The organism is Massilia soli, from assembly GCF_016809835.1.
In the GTDB taxonomy this organism is placed as follows: Bacteria; Pseudomonadota; Gammaproteobacteria; order Burkholderiales; family Burkholderiaceae_D; genus Telluria_A; species Telluria_A soli.
Genome location: NZ_JAFBIL020000004.1, coordinates 221,092 through 234,352 on the forward strand (window position 1 = coordinate 221,092; position 13,261 = coordinate 234,352).

Below are 13,261 nucleotides of genomic sequence, written 5' to 3' on the forward strand. Positions count from 1 at the left end.
TTATTTTTATTTATTCAGCCTGGTCGAAGTCGACCACGACCTTGTCCGTCACCGGGAAGCTCTGGCAAGACAGGACGAAGCCGCGCGCGATCTCGTAGTCTTCGAGCGCGTAGTTGACGTCCATGTCGACTTTGCCGTCGACGATCTTGCAGCGGCAGGTCGAGCACACGCCGCCCTTGCAGGAGTAGCGCATGTCGATGCCGTGACGAAGGCCGGCGTCGAGGATCGACTCCTTGTCCTTGTCCATCGTGAAGCTGGTGTGGCTGCCGTCCATGATCACTGTCACCTCGGTCTCGTGCGAGACGGTCGGATCGAAGTGGCGCGGCTTGTGTTCGTGCTTCGGAATGCTGGCCGCGAACAGTTCGACCTTGATGTTCGATTTCGGCATGCCGGCTTCCTGCAACGCCGCCGATACGCCCAGCATCATGTCTTCCGGCCCGCAGATGAAGGCGACGTCGATGTCTTCCACCTTCACCCAGTAGCGCATGAACTGCTCGCACTTTTCCTTGGTGATGCGGCCGTTGAACAGTTCGATGTCCTGCTGTTCCCGGCTCATCACGTAGGCCAGGTTAAGGCGTTCCATGTAGACGTCTTTCAGGTCGGTCAGTTCATCCTTGAAGATGACGGTCGACGAGGCGCGGTTACCGTAGAACAGCGTGAACTGGCTGTCGGGCTCCGCCTGCAAGGTGGTCTTGATGATCGACAGGATCGGCGTAATGCCGCTGCCGGCCGCGAAAGCGGCGTAATGGCGCCTGTTCCCGGCCGCCAGCGGCACGTTGAAGTGGCCCATCGGCGGCATCACGTCGAGCGTGTCGCCGGGTTTGAGGTTTTCGTTGGCCCACGTCGAGAACAGGCCGCCCGGCGTGCGCTTGATCGCCACCCGCAGCTGGTTGTCCTGCACGGCGGAGCAGATCGAATACGAACGGCGCACGTCTTCGTCGCCGATCATTGCGCGCAGGGTCAGGTGCTGGCCCTGCTGGTACTTGAAGCTGTCCGCCAGTTCGGGCGGCACCGCGAAGGTAACGGCGATGGTATCGCGCGTTTCGTTACGCACGCCGGCGACATGCAGTGGGTAGAATTTGCTCATTGGTCGGCCTTAATGGCACTTGAAATAGTCAAAGGGTTCGCGGCAGTCGAGGCATTTGTACAGTGCCTTGCATGGCGTCGATCCGAACTGGCTGGTGAGCTGGGTATGGTTCGAGCCGCAGTTGGGGCAGGTGATCACCAGCTCGGGCATCGTGCGCCGTTTGACTCCGGCAGTCAGGCCGCTGATGTCGATCACCTGCTGCGCAGGCGGCGCGATGCCGTAGCCCTTGAGCGCCGCCTTGCCGGCCTCGCTCATCCAGTCGGTGGTCCACGCAGGCGACAGCTGGTTCACCAGCCGGACCTTGCCGACACCATGCTGGTGCAGCGCTTCGGTCACCGATTCGGCGATCACCTGCATCGCCGGGCAGCCGGAATAGGTGGGCGTGATCGTGACGACGCATTCGTCGCCCTGCCATTCGACATTGCGCACGATGCCGAGGTCCACCACCGAGATCACCGGGATCTCGGGGTCGGGCACCTCGCCGAGCCAGGCCCAAACCTGCTCGGTACTGGCCAGCGTCGCGTGCATTACCAGTCCGCTCCCGGATAGGCGCGCTGCAGGAACTGCATCTCGGCCAGCGTGTAGCCCAGGTGTTCGCTGTGCTTGCCCACCTTGCCGCCCTTGTGCATCCAGGCGTCCGCGGGCGGCATCGCCAGCGTGGCTTCGGCGAAGATCTCGCCGGCGTGTTCGAGGAAGGAAGCGCGCAGGTCGGCGGCATCTGGCGCCACGCCTTGCGCGACCATCTGGTCGTCGATCTCGTCGTAGATGAACATCTCGCCCGAATAGCTCCACAGCGCGTCCAGCGCGGACTGCATGCGCTGGCGGCTTTCCGGCGTGCCGTCGCCGAGGCGCACCACCAGGTCGCCGCTGCGGCGCAGGTGGTAGGTCACTTCCTTGAGCGACTTCTCGGCGATTTCCGCGATGCGCGGGTCGCTCGACCTGGTCAGTCCCTGCATCAGGAAGTAGTGCCAGGTATCGAACAGGAACTGGCGCATCAGCGTGAAGCCGTAGTCGCCGTTCGGCTGCTCGACGATCAGGCAGCAGCGCATCTGGTGGGCGTCGCGCAGGTAGGCCAGGTGGTCTTCGCTGCGGCCGAGGCCTTCGAGTTCGGCCGCGTAGGTGAGCCACATGCGGGTCTGGCCAAGCAGGTCGAGCGCGACGTTGGCAAGCGCCATGTCCTCTTCCAGCGCCGGGCCTTTGCCGCACAGCTTGCACAGCTGCTGCGACAGGATCAGCGCATTGTCGCCCTGGCGCAGCAGGTAATCGAGTTTAGGATCCACGGCCTGGCTCACAGGTTTTTGACTTCTTCCGGCATCGGGAAGAAGGTTGGGTGACGATAGACTTTGCTGTTGGCCGGCTCGAACAGCGCCGATTTGTCGCCCGGGCTGCTGGCGACGATGTCGGTGGCGCGCACCACCCAGATCGACACGCCTTCATTGCGGCGGGTGTAGACGTCGCGCGCATTGTTTACCGCCATCTCGGCGTCCGGTGCGTGCAGGCTGCCCACGTGCTTGTGGGCGAGTCCGTGCTGGCTGCGGATGAAGACTTCCCACAGTGGCCATTCTTTGCTCATTCGGTGCTCCAGTGTTTGTAGTGTGAGCCGCTTACGCCGCGGCGCGTGCTGCTGCTTTTTTATCGGCGTGCGCCACCAGCGCGTCGCGGAACCATTCACCGTCGTCCCACGCCTTGACGCGGGTCGCCAGGCGCTCCTTGTTGCAGGGGCCGTTGCCTTTCAGGACGTTGTGAAATTCGCTCCAGTCGATCTCGCCGAACTCGTAGTGGCCGGTCTCGGCGTTGAACTTGAGGTCGGGATCGGGCACGGTCAGGCCGAGGAATTCGGCTTGCGGCACGGTCTGGTCGACCATGCGCTGGCGCAGTTCGTCGTTGGAGAACAGCTTGATGCGCCACTTGCTCGACTGCGCGCTGTTGACCGACTCGGCGTCCGACGGGCCGAACATCATCAAGGACGGCCACCACCAACGGTTCAGCGCATCCTGCGCCATCGCCTTCTGTTCGGGCGTGCCCTTGGCCAGGCTCATCATGATGTCGTAGCCCTGGCGCGCGTGGAACGATTCTTCCTTGCAGACACGGATCATGGCGCGCGAGTACGGGCCGTACGAGCAGCGGCACAGCGGGATCTGGTTGATGATGGCCGAGCCGTCGACCAGCCAGCCGACCGCGCCCATGTCGGCCCACGACAGGGTTGGGTAATTGAAGATGCTCGAATATTTCGCCTTGCCCGAGTGCAGCGCCGCGAGCAGTTCGTCACGCGAGACGCCCAGCGTTTCGGCGGCGCTGTACAGGTACAGGCCGTGGCCTGCCTCATCCTGGATCTTGGCCAGCAGGATCGACTTGCGCTTGAGCGTAGGCGCACGGGTGACCCAGTTACCTTCCGGCAGCTGGCCGACGATTTCCGAGTGGGCATGCTGCGAGATCTGGCGGATCAGGGTCTTGCGGTACGCGTCCGGCATCCAGTCCTTGGCCTCGATCTTGATGCCGTCGTCGATGCGCTGCTGGAATGCGCGTTCTTCGACACTCATGTCGGCGTCGGTCGTGACCTTCTTGAGGCCGGTTTCTACCATCTGTGCATACATGGTGGTTCTCCATCACGTGATCTGTGAATCGATAATACGATACATAAAATCAGAAGTACACACGTTTTTTGTGTCGTATTTAAATTATGTATCTCATTGTCGGTTCCGATAGCTAAAAATTAATCGTGCGCCGATTGCGCCGCGAAGTAAACTCCGGCATTCCTTGACAAACAGGCACCCAGCGCCAGACCATGCTCGCATGAAACAATTGACCAGCGCTGAATGGATCAGCCACTTTCTCGCCAGCGACCCGCCCCGGTCGAAGTCGCTGGTGATGACGATTTTTGGCGACAGCATCGTGCCGCGCGGCGGTGCGATCTGGCTGGGCAGCCTGATCGATCTGCTGGCGCCGTTCGGCGTGAACGACCGCGCGCTGCGCACCAGCGTGTTCCGGCTGGCCCAGGAAGGCTGGCTGGTCGCCAACCGCGACGGCCGCCGCAGCGCGTACGCGATCCTGCCGGAAGCCCTGCCCCGCTTCGAGCGTGCCTACCGCCGCATCTACGCGGTGCCAGCGGTCAGCTGGGACGGCAAATGGACGCTGGTGATGGCCGGCCCAGGCGGGCTGGACGCGCCGGGACGGGTCTCGCTGCGCAAGCAATTGCTGTGGGAAGGCTATGCCCTGGTCGGCACCGGCGTATTTGGCCACCCGGCGGGCGACCCGGCCGTATTGGATGACCTGCTCGGCCGCGCCGATGTGCGCGACAAGCTGTTCGTGTTCAGTGCCGGCGAGTTGCCGCAGGTTGGTTCGCGTCCGCTGCGCGAACTGGTCGACGAAGGCTGGGACTTGTCCGACGTGGCCGCCGGCTACCGTCATTTCATCGAGGAATTCGCGCCGCTGCAAGCGCTGCTGGACGAGCGCGTGGTGCCCGAGCAAGCGTTCGTGATCCGCACCCTGCTGATTCACGCTTACCGCCGCGTGCAGCTGCACGATCCGATGCTGCCGGTGGACCTGCTGCCGCAGCCGTGGCCGGGCGTGGAAGCCTACAACGTGGCGCGCGCGCTGTACCTGGCGACCTACCGCGCCGCCGAGGAACATATCATGACGACGCTGCTGCGCGAAGATGCGCAGGCACAGCCGGCCGAAGAGGCGTTTTACCAGCGCTTCGGCGGCTTGCCGCGTTAGCAGTCCGAACTGAGGGCGGCGTGCGAGAACGCCATCGGAAAACGGATGGCGTCGAGGGTCAGGTCGAGGTCCAGGTCGGGCCAGTAGACCCGGTTGGCGCTGGGGCAAGTCACACGGCAGATCTGGGCGATGGTGGCGTGTTCGAACCACGGAAACTCGACAAACGGCAGGTGCAGCTCTTCCCCATTGCACTGCAGCCAGAAGCCGTGCTGGTTGATGCTGGTGACTTTGGCGCACGAGATGCGGATGGCTGTCATTGCGGTTCCTTCATGATCGGAGTGACCCGACGAAGGTATCAAAATGGCAGCCCTGCGCCTTGAGGTGGCGCAGCAAGCTCCGCTCAGGGCGAGACTTTGAAGCCGAATCCGATCGAGCGCTGGAAGTAGTTGTAGTCGATCAGGCTCTGGCCATAGCCCGAGAACAAATGCACATAGGCGCCGACCTTGCCGGCGATCGGGTAGGTGTAGCCGATCTGCACGCCGCTCTTGTCGGTCGACTTGTTATAACGGACCATAGCATTGAGCTCCTGGCCGTTGTCCCACTGGTAGGCGGCGACCAGGTCGCCGCGGCCCAGGAAATCGACGATGTCGGGATTGTTGTCGTCGTCAGCCGCTTCACTCACCCGCTTCCAGACGCGACCGACCAGCGAGAAATTGCCCTTGTCTACGCCAACCTGCGCATAGGTGCGGTTCCAGCTGCGCGACAGCGACCCTGCCTGCCCGTTCGACTGGTGCACGAAACCAAGCCCGGCGAAACGCGCGTTCACGCCGAACAATGACCCCTTCAAGGGCATCACCGCCATCACTTCCGGCTCGTAGTTGGTCTCTCGGAACGGGCTCGACGCATCATGATTGGCTGCCTGCCAGAAACTCTTCTGGGTATAGCCGAACCACAGGTCGACCGGCTTGCTGAACGCCTGGTCGATCATTTTGATCTTGAAGCTCAGCTGATAAGCCAGTTCGGCGTGCGACAAGCCCTTGTCCTGTTCCAGCAGATCGCGAAATGGCAGGTAAGGCTCGCCGTTCGGCGCGTGGCTGTAGGTGGCGATCAGGTAATTGGCCTGGTGCGGACGGAAGCGCAGTGCACGGTTGTCGATGTCGCCAAGCTCCCAATGGCTGGCCAGCCGCGATGGAGCGGCGGCCACGGCCTGCGCGTCTTGGATATCTTCCGCGTCTGCATCGGTCAACGCGATCGGGGTCGCAGGGGCAGGCACAGCCTGGGTCGCGCCGGGGGCAACGCTGGCTGCGGCCAACTGGTCGAAACAGGCCAGGCGGGCGCTGTTTTCCGTCACTGTCATGCAGTCGGCCAGCGAGGCCGGCGCGGCAACAACGATTGGAGAAACTGCAGAGAGGACAAGCAGGCAGGCAAGCGATTTCGAGGTAGCGGACATTGGCATGGAGAACAGTTAGGCAGCAGGTGAATAGCCGAATACTACGTGACCATGGGAATTCTTGCTGCTGAACCATTCGTGCGCGCCAGCACATATAAAAATTATATTATTGAGTTAATTTCAATAACCCCGGAGAATCCTTCATGTCCAGTTCCATTCTGCGCCTTGCTACCGCCGCCGCCCTCGTGCTGGCTTCTTTCAGCGCATCGGCTGAGCAAGCGAAGACGCAAGCCCTCGAAATCTCCGGCGTCCTGATGGAAAAAGCGGGTCCGGCCGCCCGTTGCGCGTCGAAATTCGGCGGCACGATCACCGGCCACGGCGTCAGCGACCAGGTCGGCCGCGTCGCATTCGTCGCCACCGATTGCATCACGCCTTCGGGCCCGCTGTTTAACTTCGACCAGGGCCGCTTTATCATCATGACTGCCGAAGGCGACCAGATCTTCGCCTCGTACAGCGGCCAGTTCGTGCCAACCGGCGTAGGCGCAGCTTACGTCTTTAGCGGCGCAACCTTCCAGATCACCGGCGGCAACGGCCGCTACTTCAAGGCAACCGGCGGCGGCGCGCTGACCGGCGGCCAGGACATGATGACCGGCATGGGCACCGTGCAGCTGTCGGGCAAAATTCACCACAAGATGGATTAAGCACGACGCACTACCCTGTCGGCACCGCTAACGCAAGCTCGGCAGCCAAGCGTCGTTTTAGAAGCTACAGTCACAAGGAAATCGGCAATGCAGGCCAACGTCGCCCCTGCGCAGGCAGGGGCCCATACGAATCGTGCCGAGCATGGACCCCTGCCTTCGCAGGGGCGACGTTAAGTCTTGCATTCCAAGTCTCAATGCCGCGATTTCTATGAGCGCCCCGAACCCGATTGATGCAATGGCACTGTCAACAAGATCATCCCGGACAGCAGTGCGCTTGCGCGGGAACGACGTTTTACTTGGGACGACAAGTTACTTGCGTCCGGCTGCGATCAGGAAGTTCTGCATGCTGGCCTCGGACACCGACGCCCACATGTTCTGGTCCTGGCGGAAGCGCTTCCATGGCGTATAAATCTTGCGGAACTTCGCGTTCTTCGCCGCTTCTTCTTCCATCACCTGGGTCGAAAACTTGTATGCCGCATCGAGGATCGGGCGCGAGAAGAAGTGCATCTTGGCGCCGTTCTTGATCAGGCGCGCCAGCGCTGCCGGGTTCTTGGCGTCATAGTCGGCCTGCATGGTGACATGGCATTCGTAGCACGCCACCTCGATCGCCGCCTGGTACTGCTTGGGCAGCTTTTCCCACTCCTTGATGTTGATGTACATCGACAGCTGCGGCCCGGCTTCCCACCAGCCCGGCGCATAGTAGTGCGGAGCAACCCGCGCCAGCCCCAGCTTTTCATCGTCGTACGGGCCGACCCATTCCGCGGCGTCGATCGTGCCCTTCTCCAGCGCCGTATAGATGTCGCCTGCAGGAATCTGCTGCGGCACCGCCCCCATGCGCTCCATCACGCGGCCGGCAAAACCGGCGATGCGGATCTTCAGGCCCTTGACGTCGGCCAGGGTCTTGATCTCCTTGCGGTACCAGCCGCCCATCTGGGTGCCGGTGTTACCGGCCATGAAGTTGATGATGCCGTAGTCCTTGAAGAAGTCGCGCATCAGCTCGCGCCCGCCGCCCTGGTCGAACCACGCCGTCTGCTGGCGCGAAGTCAGGCCGAACGGCACCGCGCAATCGAACGCGAAGGTCGGGTCTTTGCCGTAATAATAGTAGGACGGGGTGTGGCCCATCTCCACAGTGCCGGCCTGGACCGCGTCCATCACCTGCAGGCCCGGCACGATTTCGCCGGCAGCGAACTGGCGAATGGTGAACTTGCCGCCGGTAAGCTGGGAGACGCGCTTGACGAAGTTTTCGCCCGAACCATAGATCGCGTCCAGTGTTTTCGGGAAACTCGACGCCAGGCGCCAGGTGATGGCCGGCTGGGTCGCCTGGGCCAGCGCGGGTGCCGCGACCGCGCCTGCCGCGGCGCCAACTGCTGTGTTCTTCAGGAAGGACCGACGTTGCATATTGGTGTCTCCAGATGGTTTTAGATGTTTGCCTGAAAGTCAATTGTAGCCGCAGCCCGTGCGTTTCCGGTCACCTGCCTCAAGGAATTTAGTATCATCTGCCTCTTTACCCGATTTCTTCACAGGACTTACCATGTCTATCAAGATCAGCAGCCAGTTCGACGCCGGCGCCATCGAGGTCATCAGCGCCACAAGCGCCAGCGCCATCGACCTGAACATCCGCAAGGATTCGCACGCCGATATCACCCAGTGGTTTTACTTCCGCCTGCAAGGCGCGCAGGGCGAGCCGTGCACGATCCGCTTCATGAATGCGGGCCAGTCCGCCTACCCGGCCGGCTGGGAAGACTACGATGCGATGGCCAGCTACGACCGCGTGAACTGGTTCCGCGTGCCGACCAGCTTCGACGGCCAGGTCATGACGATCAGCCACACGCCAGGCATGGACAGCGTCTACTACGCCTACTTCGAGCCGTACTCGTGGGAACGCCACCTTGAATTGCTGGACCGCGCGCAGATGTCCGAGCACGTGCGCATGGTCGACTTGGGCAACACCGTCGACGGCCGCGACATGAACATGCTGGTCATCGGCGATCCGGCAGCGAAGAAAAAGGTCTGGGTCATCGCGCGCCAGCACCCGGGCGAAACGATGGCGGAGTGGTTCGTCGAAGGCATGCTGGACGCCCTGCTCGATCCTGCCGACCCGTTCGGCCGCCAACTGCTGAAGGAATGCGTGCTGTATGTGGTGCCGAACATGAACCCGGACGGTGCGTTCCGCGGTAACCTGCGCACCAATGCCGCCGGCGCCAACCTGAACCGCGAATGGGACACGCCGACCATGGAGCGCAGCCCCGAGGTGTTCCTGGTCAAGAACAAGATGCTGGAAACCGGCTGCGACCTGTTCCTCGACGTCCATGGCGACGAAGGCTTGCCGTACGTATTCGTGGCGGGCAGCGGCGCATTGCCGACCTTCACGCCGGAACAGGCTGCTGCCGAGAAGAAGTTCTCGGACGACTTCAAGATCGCCAGCCCGGACTTCCAGGACGTGCATGGCTACGGCGATTCGCCGTACACCCCGGAAACCATCACCATGGGTTCGCCGCACATCACCCACGCGTTCGGTTGCCTGTCGCTGACGCTGGAACTGCCGTTCAAGGACAACGCCAACGATCCGGACGCGCAGACCGGCTGGGATGGCCCGCGTAGCGCGCGCCTTGGCGCGGCTGTGCTGCAGCCGATTCTGCAGTCGCTGCGCGCCGCGAAGTAATTCTCGCGCGCTGCATGATGAACGCCTCGGCTTGCCGGGGCGTTGTTATTTTGATTGGTCCATTTCATGCGATGAACCTCAGGCGACCTTGCGATGAGGCAATGCCCTTAGCCCAGGCTCGGGCATATTCGAGACGGTCTCCACTACCGTTCGAGGTGCCCCATGCCATACACTTATCCGCATGCCCGACTGTTACACGGGAAAGAAAAAGTTGGAGACAAGCAGTGCGTCGCGCTTGTACTGCATTTCGCAAAGGCGCCTCCCTCAAGTACCTGGAAGGAGGGCGAGAAAGTCATCGGCAACAAGGGCCTCATCGCCGGGACTGCGATAGCAACCTTTGAGGACGGCAAGTACCCAAATAAAAAGACTGGCAATCACGCTGCGCTTTATCTGTACCAAGTATCCGATGGGATCTACGTTGTCGACCAATCGCCGGGTGATCCGATTCAAAAACCCAGCATTTCTCAACGATATATCCCGCGCTTGGGCAAGGACAAAACGGGACGGTTCATCAATCCCAGCAATAATGCCGACGCGTTCAGCGTCATCAAATAGGACGTCATGATGCGGACAACTTGCCATGCAGTGATACTTCCACTGGCGGTGTTAGCCTTGATCCCACCTGCAGCTTTCGCCTCGGAACATGTGGTTTGTCCTACCGAAATCCAACAAGCTTCGTTGAAGCTGACCAACACTCCTGCCCAGTGGACGCCATACGTGGCAAGCCCGATTTACCTGCATGCTGCGGCAGCAGCGGCAGGACCGCCCGAGACGTTGGCCCAGTTGCGACCCGATCGCTCGACGTACGCGGACGGTAAGCCATCGTGGAAGGTGACGTATAACCTGGAGGGCCATTTCCCCCGGGGGAAATGGCTGGAATGCTCTTACGGCACCTTCAATCAGATCGTCCTGTCAAAACGGCTGCCTGATACAACCACAAGCTGCACGATCACCTACCGAAAGGGCGAGCACGCAGGCGAACATGCGCTCAAGATCGCATGCCGGTGAAAAAGCCGCCGACCATCAGTCCGGCGGAATCAACGAGTGCTAGACATTGCCGTGACGACCTAGGCATCTACCGTCTGATCTCGGCCCATTCCCTTTGCTTGATATAAGGCCTGGTCCGCGCGGCGCAGGATATCGGAGATGCGCGCTTCGTCCCGCAGACGCAGCGCCACCAGTCCTGGAGGATCTCTGTCTGCCAGCACAATCAAATGCCCGAAGACATGCGTTGATGATTGTGCATTCGGCTTTGAGAAGACATCGGTTCCATCAGGCGATGGTCTATCGAATCGAATATTCTCGTGGCTCGACTACGGGGGAAAATTGATCTTAGCCAATCCGGCCAAACGTGTTGCACCTATAGCGGCTTCGCGCAACGACAAAAAAGGCAGTTTTCCCTGAATTGCGTCGACACCGTCGTTTTTGAACGCTTTATCGTGCGCGGAGTCCTATTGGGCATTCTTCCTATTCTCCGGTCAAAGCTGGGTTGAGCCCCTTAACATCCGAACTTACTGTGAATCAAGATGTATTGGACGTGGCCATGCGAGATGATCGTCAATCCGTTGGGACCAGAGAGACGGTGATTACGACCCTTTCGATTTCTCGCTTCACATAATCCTAGTTCGGTGCTGATTTCCGCGCTCAATCCTTTGCAAAAACATAAGCCGCTCGAGCGATAATAAAATGCCGCCAGGCGCGAACCAGGCGGCATTGTATTGAGCCTAAAGCTTACTTCGCTCGACCCGCGCGAATCAAAATCTCCTGCATGCTCGCCTCGGACACCGACGACCACATGTTCTGGTCACGCTGGAAGCGCTTCCATGGCTCGTAGATCTTCTTGAACTTGGCGTTCTTGGCCGCTTCTTCGTTCATCACGATCTGCGCATTCTTGTAGCAGGCGTCCATGATGTCGCGCGAGAAGGTGCGCAGCTTGACGCCGTTCTTCAGCAGGCGCGCCAGCGCTGCCGGGTTCTTGGTGTCGTACTCGGCCTGCATGACCACGTGCGCCTCGTAGGTCGCCACTTCCAGCGCAGCCTGGTACTCCTTCGGCAGCTTTTCCCATTCCTTCACGCCGACATAGAACGAGAAGTTCGCGCCAGCTTCCCACCAGCCTGGTGCGTAGTAGAACGGCGCCACCTTGAAGAAGCCCAGCTTCTCATCGTCGTACGGGCCAACCCACTCGGCCGCGTCGATGGTGCCCTTTTCCAGCGCCGGGTAGATGTCGCCCCCGGCGAGCTGCTGCGGCACCACGCCCAGGCGGGTCAGCACCTGGCCGGCGAAGCCTGCCACGCGCATCTTCATGCCCTTGAGGTCGGCAACGGACTTGATCTCCTTGCGATACCAGCCGCCCATCTGGGTGCCGGAGTTACCACCCAGGAAGTTGACGATGCCGTAGCCGCGGAAGAATTCGCGCGTCAGTTCGCGGCCGCCACCCTGGTCGAACCAGGCGGTGTGCTGGCGCGAGGTCAGGCCGAACGGCACCGCGCAATCGAACGCGAAGGTGGCGTCCTTGCCGAAATAGTAGTACGACGCGCTGTGGCCCATCTCGACCGTGCCGGCCTGGACCGCGTCCATGACTTGCAGGCCAGGCACGATTTCGCCGGCGGCGAAGGTGCGGATGTTGAATTTGCCGCCGGTCAGCTGCGACACGCGCTTGGACAGCGTATCGGAGGCGGCGAAGATGGTGTCGAGGGACTTGGGAAAGCTGCTGGCGAGGCGCCAGTTAATGGTCGGCAAGGCTTGCGCGAGTGCCGGTGCTGCAACTGCGGCGGCCGAGGCGCCAACCGCAGCCTTCTTGATAAAGGAACGACGTTCCATATTCTTGTCTCCTGAGTTTTCGTATAAGCGGTAACAGACCAGCTCAAACCTAGTGTATTGCCGCGCGAGCAAGTACGCAACGAAAACCTCATAGATGCTTCGAGCAACATTTCTTTACTGTCGGAATTCTTTACATTAAGAAAGTTAGTTTTCATATTAGCATCTTTAAGTCCTTGATTTATATGGGGTGGCACAGTTCTCGCTATACCTCTCTTACTACAAAAAAATTAGGGGTAATTTCATGAAAAAGACTTTGTTGATTGCATCACTTCTGTTCGCCAGCCTGACCGCACAGGCAGGCGTTGTCACCGTCGGCCAGAACAATACCGGTAACTGCTACCCGTTCAGCTGCTTCGCTTCCGATGGCGGCAGCCTGTACCAGCAGGTGTATGCAGCGTCGGCATTCTCGGGCGCGGGCATGATCAACAGCATCAGCTTCTACCGTTCGCAAGGCGGTGCGATGGACAATGCGACCTACACGCTGCGCCTGTCGACGACGGGTGGCGCGGTTGGCGCGCTTGATATGAATGCGGCCAACAACGTTGGCTCGGATGTGAGCGTGTTCGGCACCTTCAGCCTGGGCGGCGCGATGCCGGACGTGCTGACCTTTACCGGTTTGCCATTCCTTTACAACCCAGCTGCCGGCAACCTGCTGCTGGACGTATCGGTATCGTATTCGGGCGGGTATAACGGCTATCAGTCGTTCTTCCAGGCCGACAACGGCATTGGCGCCACCAGCCGCCTGTGGGTAGGCAACAGCGCTGGCCAAGGCGCCAACGCCTTGGTGACGTCGTTTGACATCAGCCCGAGCGCGGCAATCCCCGAGCCAGGCTCGATGCTGCTGGTCGGCCTGGGCCTGATCGGTCTGGCAGCCGCCGGACGCAAGCGCAAGGCAGCGTAAGCGCTCGCGGCCTGACATCCAGGCAAAGAAAAAGCCGACCCGA

15 protein-coding genes are annotated in these 13,261 nt (G+C 60.9%); 6 read left to right on the forward strand and 9 right to left on the reverse strand.

Annotation, left to right across the window (positions count from 1 at the left end):
• Nucleotides 1–10: 10 nt before the first annotated feature.
• Genes paaE through paaA form a run of 5 tightly spaced genes read right to left on the reverse strand, consistent with a single transcriptional unit; the run spans nucleotide 11 to nucleotide 3,681 of the window.
• On the reverse strand, nucleotides 11–1,087 hold the full coding sequence (gene paaE / locus I4X03_RS11175) for a 1,2-phenylacetyl-CoA epoxidase subunit PaaE (RefSeq protein WP_223468299.1): 1,077 nt from the start codon (nucleotides 1,085–1,087) through the stop codon (nucleotides 11–13).
• A gap of 9 nt (nucleotides 1,088–1,096) precedes the next feature.
• Nucleotides 1,097–1,615, reverse strand: a complete 519-nt coding sequence (paaD, locus tag I4X03_RS11180; protein ID WP_223468300.1) for a 1,2-phenylacetyl-CoA epoxidase subunit PaaD — start codon at nucleotides 1,613–1,615, stop codon at nucleotides 1,097–1,099.
• Nucleotides 1,615–2,367, reverse strand: coding sequence for a 1,2-phenylacetyl-CoA epoxidase subunit PaaC (paaC, locus tag I4X03_RS11185; RefSeq protein ID WP_223468301.1), 753 nt, complete (start codon nucleotides 2,365–2,367; stop codon nucleotides 1,615–1,617). The genes paaD and paaC overlap by 1 nt, the downstream gene beginning before the upstream one ends.
• Before the next feature lie 8 nt (nucleotides 2,368–2,375).
• The gene (paaB, locus tag I4X03_RS11190) at nucleotides 2,376–2,660 is read right to left on the reverse strand and encodes a 1,2-phenylacetyl-CoA epoxidase subunit PaaB (protein WP_223468302.1); all 285 of its coding nucleotides are present in this window, start codon (nucleotides 2,658–2,660) and stop codon (nucleotides 2,376–2,378) included.
• A gap of 31 nt (nucleotides 2,661–2,691) precedes the next feature.
• A complete protein-coding gene (paaA, locus tag I4X03_RS11195; RefSeq protein WP_223468303.1) occupies nucleotides 2,692–3,681 on the reverse strand; it encodes a 1,2-phenylacetyl-CoA epoxidase subunit PaaA in 990 nt (329 codons plus the stop codon).
• A 199-nt stretch (nucleotides 3,682–3,880) separates the two neighbouring features.
• On the opposite strand from paaA, the gene paaX reads away from it, so the two are divergent.
• The gene (paaX, locus tag I4X03_RS11200; RefSeq protein ID WP_223468304.1) at nucleotides 3,881–4,804 is read left to right on the forward strand and encodes a phenylacetic acid degradation operon negative regulatory protein PaaX; all 924 of its coding nucleotides are present in this window, start codon (nucleotides 3,881–3,883) and stop codon (nucleotides 4,802–4,804) included.
• Here paaX and I4X03_RS11205 read toward each other — a convergent pair.
• On the reverse strand, nucleotides 4,801–5,061 hold the full coding sequence (locus tag I4X03_RS11205) for a DUF2442 domain-containing protein (RefSeq protein ID WP_223468305.1): 261 nt from the start codon (nucleotides 5,059–5,061) through the stop codon (nucleotides 4,801–4,803). The two genes, paaX and I4X03_RS11205, sit on opposite strands and share 4 nt — an antisense overlap.
• 83 nt (nucleotides 5,062–5,144) lie before the next feature.
• The gene (locus tag I4X03_RS11210) at nucleotides 5,145–6,101 is read right to left on the reverse strand and encodes a phospholipase A (protein WP_223468306.1); all 957 of its coding nucleotides are present in this window, start codon (nucleotides 6,099–6,101) and stop codon (nucleotides 5,145–5,147) included.
• Nucleotides 6,102–6,337: 236 nt separating this feature from the next.
• Between I4X03_RS11210 and I4X03_RS11215 the strand changes: the two genes are divergently transcribed.
• A complete protein-coding gene (locus I4X03_RS11215) occupies nucleotides 6,338–6,835 on the forward strand; it encodes a hypothetical protein (RefSeq protein ID WP_223468307.1) in 498 nt (165 codons plus the stop codon).
• 309 nt (nucleotides 6,836–7,144) lie between these two features.
• Here the strand turns inward: I4X03_RS11215 and I4X03_RS11220 are convergent, their stop codons facing one another.
• Nucleotides 7,145–8,233 (reverse strand): TRAP transporter substrate-binding protein, encoded by a 1,089-nt coding sequence (locus tag I4X03_RS11220; protein WP_223468308.1) that lies wholly within the window; start codon nucleotides 8,231–8,233, stop codon nucleotides 7,145–7,147.
• 133 nt (nucleotides 8,234–8,366) lie between these two features.
• Between I4X03_RS11220 and I4X03_RS11225 the strand changes: the two genes are divergently transcribed.
• The 3 genes from I4X03_RS11225 to I4X03_RS11235 all read left to right on the forward strand — a co-directional run bounded on the left by I4X03_RS11225 (nucleotide 8,367) and on the right by I4X03_RS11235 (nucleotide 10,505).
• Nucleotides 8,367–9,497, forward strand: coding sequence for a M14 family metallopeptidase (locus I4X03_RS11225; RefSeq protein ID WP_223468309.1), 1,131 nt, complete (start codon nucleotides 8,367–8,369; stop codon nucleotides 9,495–9,497).
• A 162-nt stretch (nucleotides 9,498–9,659) separates the two neighbouring features.
• Complete coding sequence (locus I4X03_RS11230; RefSeq protein WP_223468310.1) at nucleotides 9,660–10,052, forward strand: BPSL0067 family protein; 393 nt, start codon at nucleotides 9,660–9,662, stop codon at nucleotides 10,050–10,052.
• 9 nt (nucleotides 10,053–10,061) lie between these two features.
• On the forward strand, nucleotides 10,062–10,505 hold the full coding sequence (locus I4X03_RS11235) for an STY0301 family protein (RefSeq protein WP_307735364.1): 444 nt from the start codon (nucleotides 10,062–10,064) through the stop codon (nucleotides 10,503–10,505).
• Nucleotides 10,506–11,228: 723 nt separating this feature from the next.
• Here I4X03_RS11235 and I4X03_RS11240 read toward each other — a convergent pair.
• Nucleotides 11,229–12,317, reverse strand: a complete 1,089-nt coding sequence (locus I4X03_RS11240) for a TRAP transporter substrate-binding protein (RefSeq protein ID WP_223468312.1) — start codon at nucleotides 12,315–12,317, stop codon at nucleotides 11,229–11,231.
• Nucleotides 12,318–12,558: 241 nt separating this feature from the next.
• On the opposite strand from I4X03_RS11240, the gene I4X03_RS11245 reads away from it, so the two are divergent.
• Nucleotides 12,559–13,218 (forward strand): PEP-CTERM sorting domain-containing protein, encoded by a 660-nt coding sequence (locus I4X03_RS11245; RefSeq protein WP_223468313.1) that lies wholly within the window; start codon nucleotides 12,559–12,561, stop codon nucleotides 13,216–13,218.
• Nucleotides 13,219–13,261 lie beyond the last annotated feature (43 nt).